Below are 24,591 nucleotides of genomic sequence, written 5' to 3'. Positions count from 1 at the left end.
TTTTATGAAAATTTTCGTAGCTGGTGCAAGTGGTGTTATTGGGAGATTGTTGCTGCCGCAACTCGTACAGGCTGGACACGATGTCATTGGCATGACACGGAAAGAAGAGCAAAGAGGGGCTATTGAACAAACAGGAGCCAAAGCCATTGTTGCAGATGTATTCGATCGGGAGCAGATGGTGAATATTCTTACGCAAGTTAAACCTGATGTTGTTATTCATCAATTAACCTCATTAAGTCAAGGCAGCTCGGCAGAAAATGCGCGCATACGCATTGAAGGAACCCGAAATCTGGTAGATGCAGCAAAACAGGCGAAAGTTCAAAAAATCATCGCACAGAGTATCTCATGGGCATATGAACCTGGTCCAACTCCTGCGGTAGAAGAAACAGCATTGGATAGGTTTGCTCCTATGCCTAGAAATACAACTATCAACGGTGTTGTGGCCCTGGAGGAAGCTGTAAAAGAAATTCCTGCGTATGTCATTTTACGATATGGTACCTTATATGGACCTGCAACCTGGTATGCTAAAAATGGGGATACAGCAAAAAAGGTCATTAACCAAGAAATGAAGGCAACAGATGGGGTATCTTCTTTTGTTCATGTCGAAGATGCTGCGAATGCTGCTTTGCTGGCGCTGGATTGGCCAACGGGTACGTATAACATTGTGGATGATGAACCAGCAAAGGGCATAGAATGGCTCCCTGTATACGCTCAAGCCTTGGATGCACCAGCACCAGACATTCAATCGGGAGCAGCCCCGTGGGAAAGAGGGGCCTCGAACCATAAAGCCAAAAACGAACGCGGATGGATTCTTCAATATCCTACTTGGAGAACGGGTTTTTCCAAGTCAGTACAATAGAAAGAAGATGAATCCAAAAAGGATTGGTATAACCATGTGTAAATTGCAAACTCCTTTACAGTTCTTCCTTGAAAAAATATTACCAATCAGAGTACAGGAACCATTTCATGGTTGTATTCTAATGCCTGGTGACTTGCGAGACAAACATGTATCTCCATTGTAGAACAAACAGTGCTGTATATCATTCTCAATCATTACGTTAATGGAGAACAGTAGCAACATAATGAGGATAAGGGGAGGACAAATTTGTCTTCCCCTCTTTTGGATTAAAAAGCTATTATTGAGCTAAAGGGCCTTGGAACAGCGGTTGCCAAGTTGTTCTAATCAGATCATTGAACTAACGTGGAACGGTAGTACAATGAATAGGCTGCCAGCTTGATAGGTAGCCTATTCAACTAACGGGCACTTTAGTGACATAACGTATGCGGTTATCCGTTTAGAAGTTAAGGGAGTGAAGCCAGGTGAGTGATCTCATTATATGACTAAAAGACGAAGTCGAAATGTTTAAAAAATGGGCACACGAATTTCCACGGGCCGAAGCATCTTAAGTATAAGAACAACATAAGGAAAGGAGCAACACATGAAAACCACCCCGCATATGCAGTCTTCGCTAGGCCAATTTCTCAAATCTCGCCGCGAACGGCTTCAGCCGTCCATGGCGGGTATCTCGCCACTTCCCGGCCGCAGGCGAACCCCTGGACTTCGCAGAGAGGAAGTCGCATATCTTGCCAATATCAGCGTGACATATTATACCTGGCTGGAGCAGGGTAGAGAGACGACACCCTCACAGGAAGTTCTTACAAGCATTGGCAAAGCCCTGCAGTTGAGCACCGACGAGTTTCAACATTTATTCCAACTTGCAAATGGAGATATCTCGCGTGCAAACACATCCCAAAGCGAAAAAGATATTGACCGTTTCGTTCTGCAAAAGCTTGTAGAGCAGTTCCAGTATCCTTCTTTTATTTCCAACGAAGAAACTGGCGTAATCACCGCGTGGAACCGTTCCGCCGAGTTGGTCATTGCGGACTTTGGCAGTATTCCCGAAGAGGAGCGCAATCTCATTCAGCTGATCTTTTTAAACCCGGATTATCGGCGCAGATTGGAAAATTGGGAGTCCCTTGCCCGTTACAGTACCGCATTCATGCGCGCTAACTTCGATCGTTATAAGGATAACCCCGTGTTTATGGAGCGATTTAAACAACTGCTTCGGGATAGCGAAGATTTTGCCCGCTTCTGGGATCTATTCGAAATACAGCAGAAACGGGTAACTCGAGCCGCTTATTTTCTTCCCGACGGACAGAGGATGGATTTCGAAATACACTCTGCCACAGGTATAGACAACGATCCGAATCTGCATTGGTGCATCTTCATGCCAGTTGCCACTACAAACACGGAAGAGCAGCTCATCCGTTTGCTTGAAAAGGATAAAGAATGAAGTTAGCCTATTAGTACGGTTACTAGAATAGACATGCTGTGGTTAAATATTTTCCTTATGATGTATCCTAAGATGGAATTACATCAATAGGAGGTTATTTCGAATGAAAACTTGGTTTATTACCGGAGCAACGGGCGGACTTGCTATACAAATGGTACATCACTTGTTGGAAAGAGGAGACCGCGTCGCCGCCACTATACGCAAACCGGGCGTACTCAATGAACTGCAGGCTCAATACGGCTCCCGGTTGTGGCAGGCGAATCTGGATTTGACCAATGCGGCTCAGATCAAAGAGGTCGCGGAACGCGCCATTGGCGAACTAGGCACGATCGATGTCGTCGTGAACAACGCCGCATATGGACTCTATGGGGCAATGGAGGAAGCGAGCGATGACCAACTGGAGCATCAATTTCAGACCAACGTGTTCGGCTCGCTTCGCGTAGCAAGAGCGTTTCTCCCCCATCTTCGGAACCGGGGCGTCGGTCATATTGTCCAAATCGCCAGTAAAGCCGGCCATTATGCGACACCCGGGATGGGGGTGTATAGTGCTTCCAAATGGGCCGTTGAAGGTGCTTTCGAAGCACTGGCCCAAGAAATCGCGCCCTTCGGCATAAAGACAACTATCGTAGATCCAGGCGGTATACGCACAGGATTTGCTGCCAACAATGGCCGATTCGGCGAACAGATGGACGTCTACCGAGATCAAGCCTCCGGAAAAATGATTAGCATGATGAAGGGGGAGGTTCCCGGCATCGATCTAAGCATGTTAGAAAAGCTTGTCGTTGGCGATCCGGACAAGATGGCTCGTGTCATCCTTCAGCTCGTAGATCAGGGGGAAGGTCCCCTTAGAGTACCGCTTGGTAGTGATGCTTACAACGACATTCACGCAGCGCTCGTGAAGAGGCTGGATGAATTGGAAGCTCAAAAAGATCTCGCCTACTCAACAGACGCGGATAACGTCGTGCGGTAAACCTGAGAAGGTGCAGCAGCCGGTCAATAATATGGATGGTTTTTTTTAAAGTAGACAAGCGATCACCTAGGTAGGCAAGTTGGGCTTAGGATATCAATAAAATAAGTGTTGAATAGTATATCTCCAACTTGATTACTGTAGCTTTGCAACTCTTGTACTGAAGCTTTACTATAGTCAGGAGACCGTAGATGATCTTCAAAATAAGGTCATTTCTGTAATTATATAACTTTTCTTCAGCGTCTCCTATGATACTACTAAATACTTCGTAATTTTGGTAAGCACTTCTCATGGTGTTTGAATTCTTATTATGGCTTTAGCCAGTTGAGTGCGTGAAATGCGCGACCAGGATGACCATTCCAATAAAATTGAGATGTTCAGGCTCAAATGAAAGGAATGGTTATCTATGGCAAAATAGCATTCAAAACAAATAAAAAAAGGTTCACTAAGCGGGCTCCCACTATTCTGAGGGTGCCCGCTTTAATTTTTGGACGATTTAGTCGAGGCTTGGGTTACATCAATAGGGAGGAGGAGGGAAGTGCTGCAAGCCGTTAACTACCATCAAGGCTCGGCTGTAAGTCCGGCTGCCCCTTAGTCTATTGAAAATGGAGGTTACAAATGCCGCCATCCGTATTATGTGACCTTGATGCGTTTGCTGGGAGGGTAGCTAAGTAAAAGGTCTGGATGCAGCTTGATCTTATTAGCTGAACCGCTTGATATCACTCACCGGAGAGAAGCCGAACAGCCGCGCATATTCTCGGCTGAATTGGGAAGGGCTCTCATAACCTACCTCAAACGCGATATCTGCCACGTGGGTGGATTCGGTTAACAGGCGACGGCGTGCTTCCTGCAATCGAATTTGCTTCTGATACTGGACCGGAGTCATGGTAGTCACTTCTTTGAAGTGACGATATAACGAAGAGGAGCTCATGTTCGCCAGCTCAGCTAATTCTTCGATGCGCAGCGGATGGTTGTAATTCCTTTTGATCCGCTCAATCACCTCTGCAATGGAAGCGTATTTGCTTCCAGCCATGGCAATTTGCTTGAACACATCCCCTTGATCATCGCTAAGGAGTCTGTAAATAATCTCACGTATGATGAGGGGAGCCAGTGCGGGAATGTCCTTCGGCGTCTCTAATAGGCCTACCAGTCTAACAGCTGCATCGAGTAGGGTATTATTCATTTTGCCTACGAATAGCCCTCTGTGGTATCTATTGGTGCTGTCGGGAAGCAAATCTGTCTCCTTCATGATCTGAAAGATTTGGCTGGCCTCTAAATCTAGACGAATAGCTAAGTATGGAGATTCAGGTGAGGGCTGAGTGGCCCGGCCGGTTATAGGTACATCCAGAGACACCGCAAGGTAATCGGATACCCCGTATCGGTAGCGCTCATCGGCGAGCATGATAACCTTCTCGCCTTGGGCAACAATGCATAGTGAAGGTTTTTGAATTCTGCATATCGGAACCTCAGATTGAGAATCGCGAACCAGATGTAAAGAGGGGATCAGGGTAGCGTGGTCGCCATCTGCACCAGAGAACTTCTCGATGAGTTGCGCAAGCTCCAGTTGTTTAAAGTATGTTTTTTGAGCGTCATCTAGCATGTGAATCCCTCCCTTTACTGTGTTCCATTATAAATTATTGAACTGTGTTTGTTAAGCTGGGTGAGAATAATAGGCAAGAACGTGAGAGTAATAGTCTAACGGAATATTGCTTGGCAGGAGCATAATATGGTTGTTCCAACAGAACCGGCGACAATCGCCAATTACACAATCGTGATTATTCATTGGAGGGGAAAATATGTCACATGATAAAGTATGGTACGTGACCGGTGCTTCGAAAGGACTGGGACTGTCCTTAGTGAGAAAATTGATTGAGCTCGGATATAGAGTCGCTGCAACTTCACGTAATATAGAAGATTTAAAGCAAGCTGTTGGTGAGGCGCCAGAAGGACAATTCCTGCCCTTAGCGGTTGATCTGACCCAAGCGGATTCGATTAAGGCATCTGTGAACAAAACGTATGAACAGTTCGGGCAAATAGATGTGGCCGTTAACAACGCAGGCTATGGCATCGGTGGTGCGATCGAGGAATTGTCGGAGAAGGAAATCAGGGCCAATTTTGAAGTTAACGTATTTGGTCCGATTATTGTCATTCAAAGTGTACTGTCCTATATGCGGAAGCAGCGCTCAGGGCACATTTTCAATATCGCGTCAATCGCTGGCTTCGCTCCGCATATGGGCTGGAGTGTGTACGCAGCGACGAAGTTTTCGCTAATGGGGTTGACGGAAGTGCTTGCCCAGGATGTGCAATCTCTGGGGATCAAAGTGACGGCAGTAGCACCCGGAGGATTCAGAACGGAGTTCAATAAGTCTAATTCCCTGGTTTTATCCTCCAGTAAAATTGAGGATTATGGCGAGCTTCATGCTGGGCACAAGCAATTCGTAGCCCAAGATGGAAAGCAGCTTGGTGATCCTGAAAAAGCGGCAGAGGTGTTCATTGATCTGGCGAATTCGCCGAACCCTCCGGCTCAATTGTTTATAGGCAGTGATGCTTACCGGAGAGCGTCGGAGAAGTTGGATCAATTGCGTGAAGAACTGGAAGCGAACAAGGACATCAGCTTCCGAACTGATTTTGAATAATCGGGTTCACTATCCAGTGAAGCAGGAAAAGAGGTCAGTGTTCTACCTTTCCAGGGTGTTTTAACATTGATTTATCAGGAAACAAACGGGCATTAGCTCAATCAAACATAAAAGCAATCGATCATATTTGCACTGCACCCTAATTGTTTGACACCATCTAACAATTGGTGGTGCAGTTTTTTTGTCAAAATATAATTGACACTTGAAGATAGGAGCTATTCATCAATACTTATTAGGAAATAAAGAGATTAATAGCATTGCGAAATTCTTAGGAATTATCATGAAGTCCTATGTATAAGGTTTAAAAACTTTTAGATAAGTAGGTTTCTAAGGGGAATTAATTCTGAAAGCCAAATGAAGCAAGACCGGTGAAAAAGAGCACATGTTTTATCCGTTTAATTACTCCAGTGCTGCTAACTGAGATATAGATTGTAGGAGGAATTCATATCTTTTGCTCTGGATTAAGTATACTTGGCCTTCGTAAATTCAATTCACTCAATCTAATTCCATCATTGGTAATTCCAGTTTTATTTTTTATCTTTAAAAGTGCTGTAGGGATTTAGCTCGTGAAAGCCTAGAACGTTAGTGCTTCGGGCGGGATCCGAGTAGTGGCTTAAATGTGCTTCCTGGTGTCGAGGGACAAGAACATGTTCCTATTGCCGATTAGGCATATATCTAAACGTTATTTAGCCCGTCAATTCATTAAACTAACGGGCACATTCGCGTAGGAGCCGCATGTCGCGACTCTTTGAACGGTTACGATAGCTCGGCGATGGAACAGTGTTTTTTCACTTTTGCGAGATCCACTCGAACAAATGAGTTTTGATTTTATCAATTTGTTACCTTCCACATCTGTTACCAATTTAGCATTGTCATGTTTATACAGAATGATAATCGAAGGTGAACTATAAATGAACAATATTATTAATGTCCCATTGCATATCATAAGTAGGGCGAAGATTTGAGTATTTGCTCGAATCTTATTGGGGAATCAACTGTAACGTAGGGAATAAATTAAACTTAAGGTAGCAGGGAATTCTGATGAATATGAGCAGCCGATGCCTTGAAATAAGCGATGGTTATTTGTTGTGAGCCGCGAAAAGCTCTTTGTGACGGAATTTACGTCCATAGAGCTTTTTCACGTATATACAGCTAGATGTTAATTCTAAGGCGTTTGCGTATATTCGTTACAGGTGCAGCAGGTTATATTGGTACAGCTGTTGTCCGCGAGCTTATTGGTGCTGGGCATCAGGTCGTTGGTCTTACCCGTTCAGAGAGTGGTGCTCAAGTATTAGAGAAATTGGGGGTTGAGGTGGTTCACGGTGTTTTGGAGGATCTGGATTTACTGCGCAGCTGTGCAGCCACTTCAGACGGTGTTATTCATCTGGCATTTAACCACGATTTCTCAAATTTCGGCGCATCATTGGCGACTGATCTTCGTGCCATCGAAGCATTAGGAGAGGGGCTTGCCGGCTCTGGTAAACCACTTGTTATCACAGCTCATGCTAACGGTAAAGCATCGGAGGATGCAGTACTTGCATTTATAGAACAAGGCGTGAGAGCATCGATCGTCTCGCTTGCACCTTCCGTTCATGGAGAAGGAGATAAAGGCTTCGTGCCGCAATTAATCCGGATCGCCCAGGAAAGGGGCTCTTCGGCTTACATTGGAGACGGCACAAACCGTTGGCCAGCGATTCATCGGTTAGATGCGGCAGATTTATTCCGCCTAGCTGTAGAATCTGCGCCTGCAGGCTCACGACTGGATGGCGTGGACGACGAAGGCATTCCGTTCAGCGACATTGCCGGCGTCATCGGTCGTCACTTGGATGTGCCAGTTGTCAGCATATCACGTGAAGAGGCACAGGCCAGCTTCGGTTTTCTAAGCGTGGTCGCGTCGCTTGACTTGGCAAGATCAAGTAAAGCGACGAAGGAGCTTCTCGGCTGGAAGCCGGTCCAGCTTGGACTTCTCCCAGATCTTGAGCAAGGACATTATTTCTCAAAATATCATTAGTTAAATGAAGAAGGTCACAAAAGAACCTGTTATTGCTTAGTTCCTTTACCCGAATTATTTTGGGGCGTGACAAACAAAAAGGTGAGAAAGCATTGGCATCATTTGGCGCAGCCCGCAGTCGAGCTGCGTTTATCTCGGCGGATCATGCGACTCACTTTCAGAAAAGCGGTTAAGGAAAGACCTAAAGCTTAATAGATTTAATGGTGGCTATAAAGCAAACCCGCAAATCCTGTATAAGATTTTTATAAAGTTATAAAAAAACAAACCGACCTTATTCCAATTTTAGTTGGATTTAAGGTCGGTTTGTTCGTTTTAGTGAAGGGACACTACTAATAATGTAATAAGATAACTCAATATTTCATGGCGAAACATTGATTTTAACAAATTCTTTACTAAACCTAACTGTCAATTATGCTTTTGATATTTTTAATTGTTGCAAAGTGCATTGCTTCATGGTAAATCAGAAAGCCCAGTAATTGTTCTACATTTGTAAAGATAAGTCCTGTAGAAGACTTGTAATGAGGATTGATTTCTTGTTTCAATTTGTTTGAAAGTATCGATTCAACCCTTTCACTTTGTTCAGTTAACAAGTTAATTAATTGAGACAACGTTGGAGGCTCTATATTCCAATCAGACGGTTTAGTTCCTGAATCAAACAACTCACCAAAATTAGCAGGATATTTGGTTTCTTGCCCAGAAAGTTGGAAAGCGAACTTTTCATGTATGACATACATGTGGCCTAGATTCCATTTTATATTGTTTTTCAAACCTGTTGGAATTATTTCAGAGGCAGAGTCATTTATATTCATTACATGATCAACTGCCTGACGGCGAACAAATCCTAATTGATCTGCGACAAAATTGCTCATCTTATTGACCTCCCATAAAGTCGCTAAAAGAAAAATCACTTGTGTTTCGTGTGAAGAAATTCCGCCAGTTTACTAGAAAACACTTTTTGTGTCATTGACCAGGGTTGCTTTCAGAAACATACGTTGAGACTCGTTGTGACAGATTTGCCAACATACGTTCAAAATAGGATTCATCATGAAGCGCTCTACTCAGAATTAATCCCCCTTGAATACTAGCAATTGTTTCCTCTGAAATTTGGTCAGCAGTCTCTTTAGAGATGCCTGTTCGAACTAGTGCCTCACTTAAGGCTTCAATCCATCTTATAAAATATTGCCGAATAACAGCAGCGAATCGATCTCTTGTTTCGTCCAAAGCGAATGCACCAATAAGGCATATACGCTGACCGGATTGAAAATAAGTATCGACCTCTTGCCACATATGATCAATGGCTGCCCCAGGTTCATTCTTTTCAAGCGGTTCAAAAATGTTTTTGATAAACCATTGATCAATATGAGCAAGAATTTCAGCAGCCATCTCATCTTTTCCACCCGGAAAGAAATAATATAAGCTTCCTTTAGATAGACGCGTGCGGGCTGTAATTTTACTCAAAGATGCACCCTCATAACCTAATTCACGAAATACTTCAGTAACGAGAGGGATGACATCGGACTTTTCAAAAACAGTGCGAGTCATAGGTTTAACTCACTTAGACTTGGGTGTTCGGCAGGGCGCGTGCCGAGAGGCCAATGAAATTTTCGTTCCTCTTCCTTAATCAGCATGTCATTAATCGAAGCAAATCTACGCTTCATCAAGCCGTCGTCAGCAAATTCCCAATTCTCGTTCCCATACGATCTGAACCAATTGCCACTATCATCACGCCATTCATATGCGAATCTAACGGCAATACGGTTATCCGTAAACGACCAAAGCTCCTTGATCAGGCGGTATTCCAGTTCTTTGGCCCATTTTCGAGTTAGTAAAGATACAATTTCTTGGCGGCCTGTTATAAATTCGCTCCGATTTCTCCAATAACAATCCTCAGTATACACAAGTGAGACGCGCTGAGGGTCTCGGCTATTCCAGCTGTCTTCTGCCATACGGGTTTTCTGGATTGCTGTCTCACGAGTGAATGGGGGAGTTAAATTATTCATTAAATTTTCCTCACTTTCTAAACTGTTTGTATTATTGTAAACCGATCGGTTTATAAATGCAAGTTTACATCCCAAATTCAATACCAATTTCGAATCGGTTCAGATTCATAATGTACCAAGCAGCCATCAATCTTATGAATCCTAAGCATAGTGGCTCTTTTTGTGTATTACCAATGATCAAGAGGGTGTTCATTCTTCATATGCATATCTTAAGAAATAATGAGAAAGCAGGACGTGCTCCTCTATAGGAGGCGTTCTGCTTTTTCTCTCATTTTTTTTGCTAAAATCATCAGTGGAATTAAATTTAACCCTGCAAAAATTCGATCAATGCAGCATTAAATTGATCAGAATGGGTCGCATTAAATCCGTGTGGTCCACCTTCAACAACGACCAGACGGCTGCCAGGGATGGATTCATGAGTACGTTGTCCACTCACCTCCAAAGGCACGATGGCATCTGAATCGCCATGGATAACCAGTGTTGGAATGTTGAATTTCTCCAAATCCTGACGGAAATCCGTAAGGGCAAAGGCAGCAATACAATCCAATGTCCCTTTAGGTGAAGCCAGAGCTGCAATATCACGGTTATAGATACGGAATGGTTCGCTCACAAGGTCTGTACGGTCTCCAGCAGCGAAAAAGTTGCTTGTAAAACCATCCAGGAATGCTAGCCGATCCGCTTTTACCCCGTTTTGGAATTCTGCAATCGTTGCATCATCCAATCCTCCTTGAGGATTGTCTTCGGTTATATAGAGATAGGGAGGGACCGCTCCCGCAAATACGGCTCTAGATATGCGCTCTGTTCCGTAGGTTCCGACATAACGTGCAACTTCGCCGCCACCCATAGAGAATCCGACTAATGTGGCATCATGCAGATCAAGGTGCAAAATCAATTTATGCAAATCCGAAGCAAAGGAATCATAGTCATAACCATCCCAAGGTTGAGAAGACTGACCGAATCCACGACGGTCATATGTGATAACACGGTAGCCCGCTTCAATTAGGGCAGGAACTTGCTTTTCCCAGGATCGTCCACTCAAAGGCCAGCCATGAATCAAAATAATTGGTTTTCCCGCACCATGATCTTCATAATACAGTTCAATTGGTTGGTCATTCTCAGCGCCTACGTTTACTTTAGCCATGGAAAATACCTCCATCAGTTGTTATATTTTTGTTTATACAGAAGCTATTTGGCTCAGAAACATGAATGGGGGCTTGTTCATGAATCGCCTCACTTTCTATACCGTTTGTATTATTATAAACCGATCGGTTTATAAATGCAAATTAATATAATATTCTAGGCACTTAGCTAATCTCTTAACATATAAGAAAGCTTTAGCTGATAAACGTGAATTTCTTGTGGCTGACTATTCAGTGGAACTATATAGTCAGCGATTGCTACCGGGAATGGGGGAAGAAATTGCTATGTTTATTTGCGGATATTTTTGTTTTTTTGTCCGCCACATGTGTACAAAAAATAAAAAAGATGATACATTGAAATCAGTATAACTCCTTCTATAACAAGGTTTTTTCGGAAAATCATACGTCTCCTGTACGAGGACATGCGTATATCGAGAGGGAATAAAATGTCAAGTCAAGCATTGGACCAATTTTTAAAATCGAACATCGAAGATCAAAAGACTAAAGGTCTATATAACGTCATCGATACGCTGCAGGGTGCAAATGGTCCTGTTATTCGTATCGACGGAAAGTCCCTAATCAATTTGTCTTCCAATAACTATTTGGGACTGGCAACAGATCCTCGCCTGATTGATGCTTCAGTTAAGGCGTCGCAGACATACGGGACAGGCGCAGGGGCTGTGAGGACAAATAATGGTACGATGGATCTTCATATTGAGCTTGAAGAAAAACTGGCCCGTTTCAAAAAAACGGAAGCCGTTATATTGTTATTTAAAATTACCGAATTAATAAATGTCTTCCGTATGTCCAAGAGTGTGCATGTAAGATCTGCTCATTTTTTTCTGGACTGATCAGTTCAGATATGTTATATTTCTGAAACGGGAGGTGTTACTTATCGCCAGGACTAAAGAATTTGACAAAAATCAAGCGTTACACCAAGCAATGCTGTTGTTTTGGAAAAAAGGATACGAGGCTGCTAGCATACCGGATTTACTAGAAGTGATGGGCATTAGCCGATCCAGCCTGTATGATACGTTTTCCGACAAGCAAACCTTGTACAGAGATGCCCTGGAGCATTATAAAAAAGGAAGTTCCAATAAGCAGACCATTCTTGAACAAGCATCAAACGTTAGAGATGGAATTCTTCAATTTTTTGAGTATCATATTGCTTCAGCATACGATACAAGCCTACCGGGCGGATGTTTTGTAACGAATACAGCTACAACATTGGAGTCACCAGATGAACAGATAAATGTCTTGATACAGACTAGTTTTTCGGATTTGGAACAAGCATTTTTTGAGCTTTTGGAGAAGGGCCAACAATCGGGAGAGATAGATAAAACAACAGATATCAAAACATTGTCTTATTTATTGCTGAATTTACATCAAAGCATAAATATTATGGCCAAAACAGGTCAAAATCCAGAACGTGCAAAAGAGATGATTAGTTTTGTAATTGCAAGTATATAATTTTTTTTGACAATATCGGAATGATTGTTCCGTTATTATATTCCTCATATTTTGAAGGTTCCATTTGAAAATTGTCTGTACGACCATAATTTTTTTGACCATTCTGGAACATTCATTCCGTTATTGAAAGAATCCATTATGAATAAGGAGATGCAACCAATGAAGGTATCGTTTATTGGACTTGGAAATATGGGACTTCCAATGGCACAAAACCTGTTGAAGGCAGGGCATGAATTAGTCATCTTTAATCGGACCGCTGAAAAAGTTGAACCCTTACTAAAACAAGGAGCACGGTATGCCAAAACACCACTAGAGGCAGCGAAAGAAAGTAATCTTGTAATTACCATGTTATCTGATGATGCTGCATTGAGAGAGATTGTTGAGGGAGCAAATGGTGTTCTGAACGGATTATCTGAAAATGGAATTCACGTATCTGCCAGTACGATCAGCGTAGATCTGGCTCGGAAATTATCCGCATTGCATGCGGAGAGACAGCAACACTTTGTGTCTGCCACTGTGATGGGGCGCCCGGATGCCGCTAAAGCAGCTGCATTGCGTATTATTTTAGCTGGTCCGGAACATGCAAGACAACGAGTACTTCCCATGTTAACAGCACTAAGTCAAGAGGTGTTTGAGATTGGGGATCATGGCGAAGAAGGTAACATTGTCAAAATAGGCATCAACTTTCTAATTGCTTCCATGCTGGAAGCTTTGTCGGAAGCGCAGCTCATGGTTGAAAAGCATGGCATTAAGCCGTCCCGATATATGGATGTTGTGAATGCTCTTTTTCAATCTCCGGTATATCAGAACTATGGATCGATCATGACCGAACAGCGCTTTGAACCAGCCGGTTTTAAAATGAAGCTCGGGTTAAAGGATGTTGCATTGGCTATCGAAGCAGCAAAGTCCGTTCAAGCTCCTTTACCTTTAGGCCAACTTATCCATCAACACCTCTCTGAAGGAATTACCCATGGTTATGGTGAGTTGGATTGGACGGCTTTAATCCGTTGTGTTGAGCATTCCTCTTAAGGAAAGAAAATATAAGGAGAGATTAATTATGGAAATAGGTGTTACTTCATTCGTAGAAACAAAGCCTGATACGGAGACCGGAGTTGTCATGAGTCACGCTCAGCGATTGCGAGAAGTCGTCGAAGAAATCGTCCTTGCAGATCAGGTAGGACTTGATGTGTTTGGCATAGGTGAGCATCATCGTGATGATTATGCAGCATCTTCACCAGCAATGGTGTTGTCCGCTGCGGCGCCTCTCACAAAACGAATTCGATTGACAAGTGCTGTGACGGTGCTTTCTTCAGCAGATCCTGTCCGTGTGTTTCAGGATTTTGCCACGCTTGACGGTCTCTCCAATGGACGGGCCGAGATTATAGCGGGCCGAGGTTCCTTCATTGAATCCTTTCCGCTGTTTGGTTATAACCTGAATGACTACGAGGATTTATTTAACGAAAACATTGAACTGCTTCTAAAGTTACGGGAATCCGAGAAAGTAACATGGAGTGGAGGCTATCGACCAGCGATACATAATCTGGGGGTATACCCGCGCCCTGTCCAGAATTCTATACCTATATGGATCGGTAGCGGAGGTACCCAGGAGTCTGCCATACGTGCTGGAATTCTAGGTCTGCCACTAGTTCTGGCAATTATAGGTGGAAATCCAACAAAATTTGCACCGCTTGTAGAACTGTATAAAAAGGCGGCAGCTCATGCCGGTCATGATGTATCGCAGCTTCGGGTAGGATCACATTCTATCGGATTTGTTGCAGAAGATACGGATAAGGCGGCAGAACTCTTTTTCCCGTCCACTCAGTACGGCATGAATAAACTCGGCAAAGAGCGGGGGTGGGCATATTATGATCGTTCCAGCTATGACGCTGCCCGCCACTCTGATGGTGCGTTTTATGTAGGTGATCCGGAGACAGTTGCTCAAAAAATTATTCATCTGCGCAAACATGTAGGAATTACACGTTTCATGATGTATGTCCCTTTAAGCACGATGCCACATGAGTTGGTAATGCGGGCTATAGAATTGCTCGGTACAGAGGTTGCACCGCGAGTACGAGAGGAAATTTCCAAGTGGGAAGCTGAAATGAGATAAGAATTGACTATAAACTAAAAAAACGTAGACGTTCGAATTCATTATTATATTTGGAGGGATTATCATGAGTATTGAGACACGTATATTACCAGAATTAAGAGAGGTATATTCACAATTTCCAGGGTTTGAATTGGAGAAAAATTTAGAGTGGAGCAGAAGGTTAGTAGCGGCTACCTCTGTGAAGAGCTCAGAGCATGTGGCCACAACCAGTCGGCAAATTCCGAGGGAAGGAGGCGAGATGCTGGTCAAAATATATGAGCCGGCCGAACGAACGAATGATTTACTACCAGCCATGTTATGGATTCACGGGGGCGGATACGTATTGGGACATCCAGATATGGACGACAAATTGTGCGAACGTTTTGTTCAGACAGCAGGATGTATTGTCGTATCAGTCGATTATAGGCTTGCTCCCGAGCATCCTTATCCTGCAGCGATTGAAGATTGTTATGCTGGATTGGTATGGATGACGGTGGAGGCAGCAACACTTGGCATTGATGTGAATCGGGTTGCCATTGCCGGTGCTAGTGGTGGTGGCGGGCTGACAGCAGCACTGGCGCTGATGGCACGTGATAAAGGAGGTCCGTCGATTATCTTTCAAATGCCATTGTACCCGATGTTAGATAATCGTAACATCACGCCATCCAGTCATGAGATTATAGAAGAGGGTTCAATCTGGAACCGAACGGACAACGTGGCTGCTTGGAATATGTACCTTGGTGAGGGGAACGATGGCAGTGGGAGTTCTTCTTACGCAGTACCTTCGAGAACAGAGAACTTGGCCGGATTGCCGCCAGCCTATACTTGTGTAGGTCAGCTCGATCTATTTCGGGACGAGACGATGGACTATGTGGCACGATTAGCACAAGCAAGTGTGGATGTTGAATTTCACCTCTATCCAGGTTGCTTCCATCTTTTCGAAATTCTTGCTCCGGAAACAGAAGTGAGTCAGCGTGCTGTTAAGGGTTATATGGATGCAATGGCTCGTGCACTTCATCCCAACACCGATCTTTAAAACTGCACAGGGAAGCTGATCCGCAGTGAAATAGCTAGAGGTCACGTTATAAATTAAACCAAATCGCCGCAATCTGCTGCGATTTGGTTTTTACCGATTACCAGAATGGCAAGAACATCGTCCGATTGCCGATTAGATAAGTACGTAAGTAAAAGTACATAAGTCTTTATAAGTACCAAATAATGTAACATTCATCAATTAAATTCTAATAAATTAAAGTTTTTTTTGTCTCAAACTCTCATTAAAACAGGTAATTATCTGGATAAACCGTATTGAGCGATTAAAGAAATGAAATACTAATTGCATCTCGATCGTGTATGCGATATATTGCATATAAGAATAATTGTGATGAGGATGAAAACAATGCCAATTCCTAAAGATTTTGCCTTACCCGTTCGTATGTCCGCAAAAGAAAGAGCGTTTTCTCAGATTCAGCGATGGATTATTGATGGAACACTGCAACCAGGTGAAAAGCTTATTGATGGGGAAATGGCTGAATCGCTTGGAGTCAGCCGGACACCAATCCGGGAGGCACTTCAGTTACTCGAAGTTCAAGGTCTCGTTTCTATGCATCCAGGAAAAGAAACAAAAGTAACGAATATTGAGAAAAACGATATTTTTAAGATGTATTCAACCATGGCTGCTCTTCAGGCCTTGGCTGCTGAAATTACCGCCAAAATGATTGTTCCAGAACAGATCGAGAAACTAAGATCCATAAATTTGGAATTTGAAAGTTCCATTAAGAATGGCCAAGTTTATCAGGCCATGGAGGTGGATGAGCTATTTCATAATTATATTGTGGAGCTCTCAGATAATCCTTATGTGGCCACATTTAATACATCTCTTCAGATTCACATTAGGAGATTTAAATATGTGTTTTTAAAACAACCCATTACAGCTACACTTGCCTCAGTCGAAGAGCATGATTTGATCATTAGAGCTTTTGAAGGCAAGAATAGCGACGATGCTCACGTGCTAATGAAACAAAATTTTATTCGACCGATGCAGGAACTGAACGAAATACTTTGAAGTGAGGGGTAAAAGGACATGGGAAATAAAAAAGATCTTCGTATTCGAAGCAAGGTAATCAGTGAAGGTGCTAACCGGGTACCGAACAGAGCGATGCTGCGTGCAGTTGGTTTTCAAGATGACGATTTTAAAAAGCCTATGATCGGAATAGCGAGTACGTGGAGTGAAGTAACACCGTGTAATATGCACATCAATGATTTAGCGGTGCAAGCTAAGCAGGGCGCACGTAATAACGGCGGTGCTCCACTAATTTTTAATACAATTACCGTTTCAGATGGGATTTCGATGGGGCATGGCGGGATGTTATTCTCGCTGCCAAGTCGGGAAGCTATCGCTGATTCGATTGAAATTGTGACTGGAGCGGAGCGTTTTGACGGCGTTGTTGCAATCGGTGGTTGTGACAAGAATACGCCTGCATGTTTGATGGCTATTGGACGGATGAATATTCCTTCCGTTTATGTCTATGGAGGAACCATTCAACCTGGTAATCTTGATGGTAAAAAAGTGGATATCGTTTCAGCTTTTGAAGCTGTTGGTCAATATCAGGATGGAAAAATGACAGATGAACAGCTGCATAAGGTCGAATGCAGTGTTTGCCCGGGTCCAGGGGCTTGCGGGGGCATGTATACCGCTAATACGATGGCCGCAGCTGCAGAAGCAATGGGGATGTGTTTGCCTGGTTCTTCTTCGACATCAGCGATCTCAGCGGATAAAGCATTGGAATGCGAAGCAGCAGGTAAACAGGTCATCTCACTTCTTGAACAGGAAATCTACCCAAGAGACATTATGACGAAGAAAGCATTTGAGAATGCGATCACCGTTGTTATGGCTCTAGGGGGATCAACCAACGCCTTTCTCCATCTGCTAGCTATTGCGCACTCCGTAGAAGTCGATTTAACCTTGGATGATTTTGAGCGCATTCGCTTGCGTGTTCCGCATCTGGCAGATCTGAAGCCAAGTGGCCAATATGTGATGCAGGATTTGAATGATATTGGCGGTGTTTCAGGGGTAATGAAGCTATTGCTCGCTGAGGGATTACTTCATGGGGATTGCCTCACGGTAACTGGTAAAACGTTGGCGGAAAATTTAGCAGAAGCTGCTCCACTTCAGAATGATCAAGAGATTATACGTCCACTCGATAATCCGCTTAAGCCAGATGGACCACTGGTAGTGCTTCGAGGAAACCTCGCTCCTGAAGGCGCTGTTGCCAAAATGTCAGGCATGAAGATACAGCAGTTTTCCGGCCCGACAAAGGTGTACGATAGCGAAGATGAAGCGACAGAAGCGATCATGAACGATGAAATTCAAGAAGGAGACGTATTGGTCATACGCTATTGTGGTCCGAAGGGTGGACCAGGTATGCCTGAGATGCTTTCCGTTACAGCACTCATTGTAGGAAAGGGTCTCGGAGGAAAAGTTGCTCTCATAACAGATGGTAGATTCTCTGGTGGTTCGCATGGATTTGTAGTCGGCCATGTATCACCTGAAGCACAAGTAGGCGGGCCGATCTCTTTGCTCCAAAATGGAGATATTATTACCATTAACAGTGACATTCAGGAAATTAAGGTTGAGGTGTCAGAAGAAGAGTTAGCCGCTCGAGCGCAAGCGTGGGTACAACCTCCACTGAAAGTAAGGTCCGGTGTACTCGGCAAATATGCTAAATTAGTTTCCTCTGCTTCAAGAGGTGCAGTTACAGATTTGATGGAATAAACAAATAAACATTGAAGAATGAAGGAACAAGCAGGATTACCAACGGCATTTCCCGGAGGGCTATGGTTATGCTGTATTACGTCCAGTAAGGAAGATTTAAAGACTTTGGTGGAAAACAAGGCGTGTTCCAACGAAAGAAAGGCCATTCCGCAAAGGATGGTCTTAAACTTGCTGTTACAGATAATACGGTGAACCGTATCACCAATAGTGGTAAAACGAAGAGCGGAGGTTTTGGTTTATCTTCAAGAGTGCAATATAGATTTTTTAAAGCGTAATAACAGAAGAGGAGCCCTCATTCGAAGGGCTCCTCTTCTGTTATGTCTCCTCAGCTACGTAACCATGATCACTCTAATCGTTGATTGGAATACCTGCAGCTGTTAAGTGTCCATGAGTTAGAATTTTTCCGAATTGAGAGGCGAGTTCACTCGGAGTATACGAAAAATCATTTTTAACCCACCATATTACAATGCCCATAAAAGTAGATGCGATATATTGAAGTAATAATTCCTTTGAAATCTTCAGGGGAATATCATCCAAGCCATCTTCCACTGTGTTTTTTATAATTTCCTCCATTTTTGATTGAAAACCATAGATTCTATTCTCATCAAGTAACAATGCTTTGTAAAAGGGAATATTGTCCTTAATTTTCTCCAGTATGGTTTGCATTAGTTGTTCAAGCATAGAGCCGCTTATAGGAGATTTGCTGCTCGAACAAAGCTTGAGTGTACTATTTAATTCTTCTAATAATTCGTCCATAGATACGTTCAACAAATCGGGTTTGTTCTGATAATGAAGGTAAAAGGTATTTCGGTTAATCATCGCCTTATCGGCTATATCTTGGATCGTAATTCCTTCGTACCCCTTTTCATTAAGAAGTTCTATAAACGCCTTTTTTATCGAATGTTTGGAGCGAAGGATACGCAAATCGATTTTTTTGTTCATTATGGCTCATTCCCTTAACTTTTTTTGTTAGATATACGACATTTGGACCCAAACTGTATTTTATCTCTCAAAATCAAAATTATTAAACATTGAATGCTGACCTTTTATTAATCATAATAAACAAAAGATAAATATACAACACGTTGACCATTATTTATCTTGTTGATAATTAACTCTATTTGAAGGGAAGATATTAAATGAAAACGATAGCGATTGTTGGAGCAGGAGCAGGTTTAGGGATGTCCATTGCGAAGAAATTCGGAGAACATGGTTTTAGCGTAGCTCTTATTGCTCGAAATGAAGAAAAGTTGAACCGACTGGTTATTGAATTAGAACAATTGGGAATCGAAGCTGCTTCATTTCAAGCGGACATATTAAACAAAGAACAAATTGAGATGGCATTTGCTGCTATTAAAGAGAAATACGGATTCATTGATGTTCTTGAATACAGTCCAACGCCCAGCTTTGACACAGTAGCGCCAACACTAGATGTAACTGAAGAAAATGCGTTATACCAATTTCAATATAATGTTTTAGGTGCTTTATCGAGTGTTCGACAAGTGTTACCGGATATGTTGGAAAAGCAAAGCGGTGCCCTATTATTTACAACTGGAGGTGCTGCAGTTCACCCGGTGCCGATGATGGGCAATGTCGGAATTGCAATTTCAGGACTTCGGAATTATATCTTTAATTTGAACAGCGAACTAGCTGACAAAGGAGTTTATGCAGGTCACCTTTCTATCGGAATTTGGATGCAGCCGAATTCAGGAGTTCAGGATAAAATCGCTGATATTTGGTACGACATGTACACCAAAAGAGACAGAGTAGAAGAGTTTATAACTGAAGATAAAGTGTAAGTTGAATAATTTATTTTAGAGGAGATACAAGAAAGAATATGAATATCACTGTTTTTGGTGCAAGTGGCGCAATTGGACAGCTTGTAACCCAACTAGCATTAGATCACGGAGATTTCGTTACGGCATACGTTAGAAACCCCCAAAAAATCAGCCTCAAACATCCAAATTTGAGCCTTGTACAAGGGGAACTTTCAAATATTTCAACCATCGAAAAGGCCGTTGACGAATCCGATGTCGTAATCAGCACATTGGGGCCAGCCTCAGATATGTCACGAAAGCTTAAAGGCACGCCGATTGCTGACGGGCACGAACTGATGATTAGGGCTATGAACAAACTTAACAAAAAAAGGTTCATTACACTTGCGACGCCAGCTTTGCAATCAGATGACGATAAGAAAAACATGTCCACGATACTTCCCAGGTGTATTAGCCAAAATTCTTCTTCCAAACGGTTATGCAGAAATGAAGAAAATGGAAGGAATGATTAAGGAATCGAATCTGGATTGGACAGTCGTTCGAATTATTAACCCCAATGTTAAATACACAGGGCAGTCTTATGACTATTCATTCGGAGATAAATCGGCTAAATTATCTGTTTCCAGGGAAAATGTTGCCAAATTCATGTACTCTGCCGCTCGTGACAACCAATTGATTAGAAAAATGCCTATTATTTATAACAAATAAGCTCAATAAAAATGTAGTATTCACCGATTAAGGTGGTTAGTGAGGGAGAATTCAAAATGAAATTCGAGATATGGTCGGATTATGTTTGTCCATTTTGTTATATTGGTAAACGACGATTAGAGTCTGCACTAGAGCAATTCGTTCATCCAAATGAAGTGGTCATTGAATATAGAAGCTTTGAACTTAATCCGCAAACATCCATGTACTCAGGCAAAAGTATGCATCAAATACTTTCTGAGAAACATGTATGAGTATCGAGCAAGCGAAAAAGGCACATGCTGAACTTGAACAACAAGCAGCAATGATGGGTCTCGTGTATAATATCGACCAAATAAAGCCCACCAATACGTTTGATGCGCATCGTTTAACCCAATATGCCAAATCTGTGGGTAAAGATCAGAAATTAGCAGAGAAGCTGTTCTATTCTTATTATACGGACGCCAAGCTAATTAGCGATCATGATACATTAGCAGATATTGCAGAGTCAGTTGGAATGAATGGGGACGAGTCAATGGCAGTTCTCCATGATCCATCCAAATATGCTAGCGAAGTGCGTTCAGATGAAGCTACAGCAAAACAATTAGGGATTACAGGAGCACCTTTCTTTGTCATTGATAGAAAATACGCGATATCCGGCGCACAACCAACAGAGGTATTTATAAATGCTCTTAACCAAGCATCTCAATAAGTAAAGCCAATAAGCATTTGTAAGACAGAGATATCATGAAAGCATTGTTGAGAACAATTATAAAGTATTCTGAACAGCGTTTAGACAGGCAGTTCAAGCGAAATAGGCAGAAGAATAACTCAACGAAAGCAATCTCCAAATCATTAAATGAAGTGACAAAGAGGATGACATGTCTGATTTCCCAGCAATTTGCCCCTATGCATATACCTTGTAAATTATCAAATAAAGATGCACAATTTCGTTGATAAAAGAATCATATTGTGGATTCTTGAAAAATTACTTACTCAATTTAGTAGAAATTTCTTCGGTGCATGGTTTGATATAGCAGGGAAGGGATGTGAAGAAATCAGTGTTCCTCCATGGAAAGAAGTCATTAAAATGAGAGATGTCGAGGGACAAGAACATATTCCCATTGAAGTCGCTATTTTAGCGGCTTTTTTATCATTGCTTTAGCCAGTTGAGTGCGTGAAACGCGCGAAACAAAACATGATATTCGAAAAACATGCCCAGCTCAAGTATGTCATAATGTAATGCACATCAGGATAATATGTTACCTCGACCCACTACCAGTTTGTTTCGTTCTAAAATTGTGATATGATCATTTTAGGTCATTGATTACATCTAATGAAGGCAAAAAAGGGATATTTAATGATATTTTTCGGACATTTCGATTTTTTGAATGTTTTTTGAGGAGGTTAGTGTAATCGTTGGATTCATTCAAACAGGAAAATAAAATAAGACCTCTTATATATAAACCAGTGTTCTCTTACCCATATGATCTGGAGATTTTTAGCGTATCTTCCCTCAAAGAGCGAACACCAGAGGAAGGTATGAAAACCACTTATCGTTATGAGTTTTATATGCTCATTTGTGTCACCGAAGGAATTTGTACTCAATGGATCGATTTTGAGCCCATCTCTTGTAAGGAGGGAACATTGATAGCAGTAACACCTGGACAAGTCCATAATTTTGGACACGATGAGAACTGGGACGGATGGGTTATTCTTTTCCGTGAGGAATTCCTTCTTCCTACTTCACTTACGTTGAACGAACTGAATTTAACGTTTGATATAGGCAGAACCCCTAAGGGTTTAACGCTAAATAATACAGAGCTGCAGCGAGCAAACACTTTGATAGAGCAAATGGTTCAAGACTCCTTAATTCAAGTAGCAAAAGAAGAAGTTCATATATTGTTACGGTTTCAGCTTTACGCATTTGTAGCTTGGCTTAACCTCATTCAAAAACAAAAAAAACTCCCTTCTACTTCTCAGGTCTCACAAAAGTTTTTAAAGTTTCAAGAATTAGTGGAGAAAAATTATGCCCAATTAAATCATGTAAGTGACTATGCAGCCCTTTTAAATTGCACAGAAAAAACGTTAACACGGGTTACAGTCGCAGCTGTTGGAATAAGTGCTAAAGCTTTCATATCAGCTCGAATTAGTCTCGAAGCTAAACGTTTGTTAATGCATACAGATTACTTGATTAGCGACATTGCAGAAATGCTTAACTTCCAAGAAACGACTCACTTTAGTAAATTTTTTAAACGGGAAACTGGCTTTACGCCTGTAGAATTCCGAAAGCAGAACCTTTAATTATATATTTTTAATTATGCCTAAAGTACATGAATGGGGAACACCTCTAAAAAACTTGGGCTTAACCATTACAGAGTTTTTAAGAACACACATTTGTTGTTCAAAAGGGAGTGATACTGTGATACAAGGAACATTATTTGATAATGAACATGATCGACCGTTGGCTAATCGCGTGCGTCCTCAATCATTGGAGGACTTTATAGGACAAAAACATTTACTTGGCCCTGGAAAAGTTCTGCAAGATATGATTAAAAATGATCAAGTGTCTTCTATGATATTTTGGGGTCCTCCAGGTGTTGGCAAAACAACACTAGCTAAAATTATTGCTAATCAAACCAAGTCTAAGTTTATTGATTTTAGTGCTGTAACTAGTGGTATTAAAGATATCCGGAATGTAATGAAGGAAGCTGAGGGGAACAGGCAGCTAGGGGAGAAGACCCTTTTATTCATCGATGAAATTCATCGCTTTAATAAGGCACAACAGGATGCTTTTCTTCCATATGTGGAAAAAGGAAGCATCATTCTCATCGGTGCGACAACTGAAAATCCATCATTCGAAGTTAACTCTGCCTTACTATCTCGGAGTAAAGTATTTGTCCTTCATCAATTAAGCAGTGAAGATATTGTTGAATTACTAGAAAAAGCGATTTTCGATCCTAAAGGATACGGAGATCAAAAGATCGGTTTTGAAGAGGGTGTACTTTCTGCTATCGCAGAGTATTCAAATGGCGACGCCAGGGTGGCATTAAACACCTTAGAAATGGCTGTACTAAATGGAGAGAAACAAGATCAAGCTATTCTAATTAGCAAAGAAGGGCTGCTTCAAATTATTCATCGAAAATCACTATTGTATGACAAAGATGGAGAAGAACACTACAATATCATTTCTGCATTGCATAAATCCATGCGAAATAGTGATGTAAATGCATCTATTTATTGGTTGTCACGAATGTTGGAATCAGGTGAAGATCCTTTATTTATCGCTCGAAGGCTGGTTAGGTTTGCAAGTGAGGACGTAGGTTTGGCAGACAATAGGGCATTGGAAATTACTGTTTCGGTGTTTCAAGCCTGTCAATTGATAGGAATGCCAGAGTGTGATGTTCATCTAACACAAGCCGTTATTTATCTGACCCTGGCTCCTAAATCAAATTCAGCTTACTTGGCCTACCGCTATGCGAAAAAAGACGCCTTACACTCCATGAGTGAACCTGTTCCTTTGCAGCTTCGGAACGCTCCAACGAAGCTTATGAAAGAGCTAAACTACGGTAAAGGGTATCAGTACGCCCATGACACAGAAGAAAAGCTAACAACGATGCAGACTATGCCCGATTCCCTGATCGGACGCGAATATTACCATCCGACAACACAGGGGTCTGAATTTAAAATTAAACAAAAGATGGAAGAAATTTCAGCATGGCACAAGCAGAACAACAATCAAAATTGATAA

General features: G+C 42.2%; 26 protein-coding genes and 2 pseudogenes. 22 read left to right on the top strand and 6 right to left on the bottom strand.

The features are described 5' to 3' along the window. Positions 1-4 precede the first annotated feature (4 nt). The 3 genes from MHB49_RS18365 to MHB49_RS18355 all read left to right on the top strand — a co-directional run bounded on the left by MHB49_RS18365 (position 5) and on the right by MHB49_RS18355 (position 3,264). Positions 5-859 carry an NAD-dependent epimerase/dehydratase family protein gene (locus MHB49_RS18365; RefSeq protein ID WP_405152470.1) on the top strand — a complete coding sequence of 285 codons (855 nt, stop codon included), beginning with the start codon at positions 5-7 and terminating at the stop codon, positions 857-859. A 580-nt stretch (positions 860-1,439) separates the two neighbouring features. Continuing rightward, positions 1,440-2,294, top strand: coding sequence for a helix-turn-helix transcriptional regulator (locus MHB49_RS18360; protein ID WP_405152469.1), 855 nt, complete (start codon positions 1,440-1,442; stop codon positions 2,292-2,294). 103 nt (positions 2,295-2,397) lie between these two features. Beyond that, positions 2,398-3,264: an SDR family oxidoreductase gene (locus MHB49_RS18355; RefSeq protein ID WP_405152468.1), complete on the top strand. Its 867-nt coding sequence runs from the start codon at positions 2,398-2,400 to the stop codon at positions 3,262-3,264. Positions 3,265-3,961: 697 nt separating this feature from the next. Here the strand turns inward: MHB49_RS18355 and MHB49_RS18350 are convergent. After that, positions 3,962-4,861, bottom strand: coding sequence for an AraC family transcriptional regulator N-terminal domain-containing protein (locus MHB49_RS18350; protein WP_405152467.1), 900 nt, complete (start codon positions 4,859-4,861; stop codon positions 3,962-3,964). A gap of 196 nt (positions 4,862-5,057) precedes the next feature. On the opposite strand from MHB49_RS18350, the gene MHB49_RS18345 reads away from it, so the two are divergent. From MHB49_RS18345 to MHB49_RS18335, 3 genes are all read left to right on the top strand, one after another. Continuing rightward, positions 5,058-5,897 (top strand): SDR family NAD(P)-dependent oxidoreductase, encoded by an 840-nt coding sequence (locus tag MHB49_RS18345; RefSeq protein ID WP_405152466.1) that lies wholly within the window; start codon positions 5,058-5,060, stop codon positions 5,895-5,897. A gap of 428 nt (positions 5,898-6,325) precedes the next feature. Next, on the top strand, positions 6,326-6,460 hold the full coding sequence (locus MHB49_RS18340) for a DUF554 family protein (RefSeq protein WP_405157173.1): 135 nt from the start codon (positions 6,326-6,328) through the stop codon (positions 6,458-6,460). Positions 6,461-7,071: 611 nt separating this feature from the next. After that, positions 7,072-7,908: an SDR family oxidoreductase gene (locus MHB49_RS18335; RefSeq protein WP_405157172.1), complete on the top strand. Its 837-nt coding sequence runs from the start codon at positions 7,072-7,074 to the stop codon at positions 7,906-7,908. Between the two features lie 398 nt (positions 7,909-8,306). Here MHB49_RS18335 and MHB49_RS18330 read toward each other — a convergent pair whose 3' ends face one another. The 4 genes from MHB49_RS18330 to MHB49_RS18315 form a co-directional block, all read right to left on the bottom strand. Continuing rightward, positions 8,307-8,777, bottom strand: a complete 471-nt coding sequence (locus tag MHB49_RS18330) for a DinB family protein (protein ID WP_405152465.1) — start codon at positions 8,775-8,777, stop codon at positions 8,307-8,309. A 91-nt stretch (positions 8,778-8,868) separates the two neighbouring features. Beyond that, entirely contained in the window at positions 8,869-9,450 is a 582-nt protein-coding gene (locus MHB49_RS18325; protein ID WP_405152464.1) for a TetR/AcrR family transcriptional regulator, read from the bottom strand. Continuing rightward, entirely contained in the window at positions 9,447-9,908 is a 462-nt protein-coding gene (locus MHB49_RS18320; protein ID WP_405152463.1) for a DUF1348 family protein, read from the bottom strand. Before MHB49_RS18320 ends, MHB49_RS18325 begins: the two co-directional genes overlap by 4 nt. A 304-nt stretch (positions 9,909-10,212) precedes the next feature. Beyond that, positions 10,213-11,049, bottom strand: coding sequence for an alpha/beta fold hydrolase (locus tag MHB49_RS18315; protein WP_247897527.1), 837 nt, complete (start codon positions 11,047-11,049; stop codon positions 10,213-10,215). 444 nt (positions 11,050-11,493) lie between these two features. Between MHB49_RS18315 and MHB49_RS18310 the strand changes: the two are divergent. From MHB49_RS18310 to MHB49_RS18275, 8 genes and pseudogenes are all read left to right on the top strand, one after another. Further along, positions 11,494-11,811: pseudogene (locus tag MHB49_RS18310) on the top strand (aminotransferase class I/II-fold pyridoxal phosphate-dependent enzyme); the annotation flags it as partial. 121 nt (positions 11,812-11,932) lie between these two features. Beyond that, the gene (locus MHB49_RS18305) at positions 11,933-12,517 is read left to right on the top strand and encodes a TetR/AcrR family transcriptional regulator (protein WP_405152462.1); all 585 of its coding nucleotides are present in this window, start codon (positions 11,933-11,935) and stop codon (positions 12,515-12,517) included. 150 nt (positions 12,518-12,667) lie between these two features. Next, complete coding sequence (locus tag MHB49_RS18300) at positions 12,668-13,546, top strand: NAD(P)-dependent oxidoreductase (RefSeq protein ID WP_405157171.1); 879 nt, start codon at positions 12,668-12,670, stop codon at positions 13,544-13,546. Between the two features lie 28 nt (positions 13,547-13,574). Then, entirely contained in the window at positions 13,575-14,627 is a 1,053-nt protein-coding gene (locus MHB49_RS18295; RefSeq protein WP_405152461.1) for an LLM class flavin-dependent oxidoreductase, read from the top strand. A gap of 64 nt (positions 14,628-14,691) precedes the next feature. Continuing rightward, a complete protein-coding gene (locus MHB49_RS18290; protein ID WP_405152460.1) occupies positions 14,692-15,642 on the top strand; it encodes an alpha/beta hydrolase in 951 nt (316 codons plus the stop codon). 363 nt (positions 15,643-16,005) lie between these two features. Beyond that, complete coding sequence (locus MHB49_RS18285) at positions 16,006-16,671, top strand: GntR family transcriptional regulator (protein ID WP_405152459.1); 666 nt, start codon at positions 16,006-16,008, stop codon at positions 16,669-16,671. Between the two features lie 18 nt (positions 16,672-16,689). Continuing rightward, positions 16,690-18,381, top strand: coding sequence for a dihydroxy-acid dehydratase (gene ilvD, locus MHB49_RS18280; protein WP_405152458.1), 1,692 nt, complete (start codon positions 16,690-16,692; stop codon positions 18,379-18,381). Between the two features lie 28 nt (positions 18,382-18,409). Further along, positions 18,410-18,481, top strand: a pseudogene (locus tag MHB49_RS18275) (AraC family transcriptional regulator); the annotation flags it as partial. Positions 18,482-18,729: 248 nt separating this feature from the next. On the opposite strand, the gene MHB49_RS18270 reads toward MHB49_RS18275, so the two are convergent. Beyond that, a complete protein-coding gene (locus tag MHB49_RS18270) occupies positions 18,730-19,323 on the bottom strand; it encodes a TetR/AcrR family transcriptional regulator (protein ID WP_405152457.1) in 594 nt (197 codons plus the stop codon). A 197-nt stretch (positions 19,324-19,520) separates the two neighbouring features. Here MHB49_RS18270 and MHB49_RS18265 point away from each other — a divergent pair, with 197 nt between their 5' ends. From MHB49_RS18265 to MHB49_RS18230, 8 genes are all read left to right on the top strand, one after another. Beyond that, positions 19,521-20,180, top strand: coding sequence for an SDR family NAD(P)-dependent oxidoreductase (locus MHB49_RS18265; RefSeq protein WP_405152456.1), 660 nt, complete (start codon positions 19,521-19,523; stop codon positions 20,178-20,180). A gap of 38 nt (positions 20,181-20,218) precedes the next feature. Next, positions 20,219-20,668: an NAD(P)-dependent oxidoreductase gene (locus tag MHB49_RS18260; protein WP_405152455.1), complete on the top strand. Its 450-nt coding sequence runs from the start codon at positions 20,219-20,221 to the stop codon at positions 20,666-20,668. Then, complete coding sequence (locus MHB49_RS18255) at positions 20,565-20,864, top strand: NAD(P)H-binding protein (protein WP_405152454.1); 300 nt, start codon at positions 20,565-20,567, stop codon at positions 20,862-20,864. The genes MHB49_RS18260 and MHB49_RS18255 overlap by 104 nt, the downstream gene beginning before the upstream one ends. A 56-nt stretch (positions 20,865-20,920) precedes the next feature. After that, a complete protein-coding gene (locus MHB49_RS18250; protein ID WP_405152453.1) occupies positions 20,921-21,115 on the top strand; it encodes a DsbA family protein in 195 nt (64 codons plus the stop codon). Continuing rightward, positions 21,112-21,552 (top strand): DsbA family protein, encoded by a 441-nt coding sequence (locus MHB49_RS18245; RefSeq protein WP_405152452.1) that lies wholly within the window; start codon positions 21,112-21,114, stop codon positions 21,550-21,552. Before MHB49_RS18250 ends, MHB49_RS18245 begins: the two co-directional genes overlap by 4 nt. Positions 21,553-21,810: 258 nt before the next feature. Beyond that, a complete protein-coding gene (locus tag MHB49_RS18240) occupies positions 21,811-22,005 on the top strand; it encodes a hypothetical protein (protein WP_405152451.1) in 195 nt (64 codons plus the stop codon). Positions 22,006-22,259: 254 nt separating this feature from the next. After that, a complete protein-coding gene (locus tag MHB49_RS18235; RefSeq protein ID WP_405152450.1) occupies positions 22,260-23,144 on the top strand; it encodes an AraC family transcriptional regulator in 885 nt (294 codons plus the stop codon). A 118-nt stretch (positions 23,145-23,262) separates the two neighbouring features. Continuing rightward, positions 23,263-24,588, top strand: coding sequence for a replication-associated recombination protein A (locus MHB49_RS18230; RefSeq protein WP_405157170.1), 1,326 nt, complete (start codon positions 23,263-23,265; stop codon positions 24,586-24,588). The last annotated feature ends 3 nt before the right edge of the window (positions 24,589-24,591 follow it).

It is taken from the genome of Paenibacillus sp. FSL K6-0108, assembly GCF_045040695.1.
Taxonomy (GTDB): Bacteria; Bacillota; Bacilli; order Paenibacillales; family Paenibacillaceae; genus Paenibacillus; species Paenibacillus pabuli_B.
This window is presented reverse-complemented; position numbering and strand designations above follow the sequence as displayed.

What these genes read in the sequence shown, in the direction of transcription:
- MHB49_RS18365 (WP_405152470.1), top strand. Translation starts at nt 5, where the DNA reads ATGAAAATTTTCGTAGCTGGTGCAAGTGGTGTTATTGGGAGATTGTTG.
- MHB49_RS18360 (WP_405152469.1), top strand. Translation starts at nt 1,440, where the DNA reads ATGAAAACCACCCCGCATATGCAGTCTTCGCTAGGCCAATTTCTCAAA.
- MHB49_RS18355 (WP_405152468.1), top strand. Translation starts at nt 2,398, where the DNA reads ATGAAAACTTGGTTTATTACCGGAGCAACGGGCGGACTTGCTATACAA.
- MHB49_RS18350 (WP_405152467.1), bottom strand. Translation starts at nt 4,861, where the DNA reads ATGCTAGATGACGCTCAAAAAACATACTTTAAACAACTGGAGCTTGCG.
- MHB49_RS18345 (WP_405152466.1), top strand. Translation starts at nt 5,058, where the DNA reads ATGTCACATGATAAAGTATGGTACGTGACCGGTGCTTCGAAAGGACTG.
- MHB49_RS18330 (WP_405152465.1), bottom strand. Translation starts at nt 8,777, where the DNA reads ATGAGCAATTTTGTCGCAGATCAATTAGGATTTGTTCGCCGTCAGGCA.
- MHB49_RS18325 (WP_405152464.1), bottom strand. Translation starts at nt 9,450, where the DNA reads ATGACTCGCACTGTTTTTGAAAAGTCCGATGTCATCCCTCTCGTTACT.
- MHB49_RS18320 (WP_405152463.1), bottom strand. Translation starts at nt 9,908, where the DNA reads ATGAATAATTTAACTCCCCCATTCACTCGTGAGACAGCAATCCAGAAA.
- MHB49_RS18315 (WP_247897527.1), bottom strand. Translation starts at nt 11,049, where the DNA reads ATGGCTAAAGTAAACGTAGGCGCTGAGAATGACCAACCAATTGAACTG.
- MHB49_RS18300 (WP_405157171.1), top strand. Translation starts at nt 12,668, where the DNA reads ATGCAACCAATGAAGGTATCGTTTATTGGACTTGGAAATATGGGACTT.
- MHB49_RS18295 (WP_405152461.1), top strand. Translation starts at nt 13,575, where the DNA reads ATGGAAATAGGTGTTACTTCATTCGTAGAAACAAAGCCTGATACGGAG.
- MHB49_RS18290 (WP_405152460.1), top strand. Translation starts at nt 14,692, where the DNA reads ATGAGTATTGAGACACGTATATTACCAGAATTAAGAGAGGTATATTCA.
- MHB49_RS18285 (WP_405152459.1), top strand. Translation starts at nt 16,006, where the DNA reads ATGCCAATTCCTAAAGATTTTGCCTTACCCGTTCGTATGTCCGCAAAA.
- ilvD (WP_405152458.1), top strand. Translation starts at nt 16,690, where the DNA reads ATGGGAAATAAAAAAGATCTTCGTATTCGAAGCAAGGTAATCAGTGAA.
- MHB49_RS18270 (WP_405152457.1), bottom strand. Translation starts at nt 19,323, where the DNA reads ATGAACAAAAAAATCGATTTGCGTATCCTTCGCTCCAAACATTCGATA.
- MHB49_RS18265 (WP_405152456.1), top strand. Translation starts at nt 19,521, where the DNA reads ATGAAAACGATAGCGATTGTTGGAGCAGGAGCAGGTTTAGGGATGTCC.
- MHB49_RS18260 (WP_405152455.1), top strand. Translation starts at nt 20,219, where the DNA reads ATGAATATCACTGTTTTTGGTGCAAGTGGCGCAATTGGACAGCTTGTA.
- MHB49_RS18255 (WP_405152454.1), top strand. Translation starts at nt 20,565, where the DNA reads ATGACGATAAGAAAAACATGTCCACGATACTTCCCAGGTGTATTAGCC.
- MHB49_RS18250 (WP_405152453.1), top strand. Translation starts at nt 20,921, where the DNA reads ATGAAATTCGAGATATGGTCGGATTATGTTTGTCCATTTTGTTATATT.
- MHB49_RS18245 (WP_405152452.1), top strand. Translation starts at nt 21,112, where the DNA reads ATGAGTATCGAGCAAGCGAAAAAGGCACATGCTGAACTTGAACAACAA.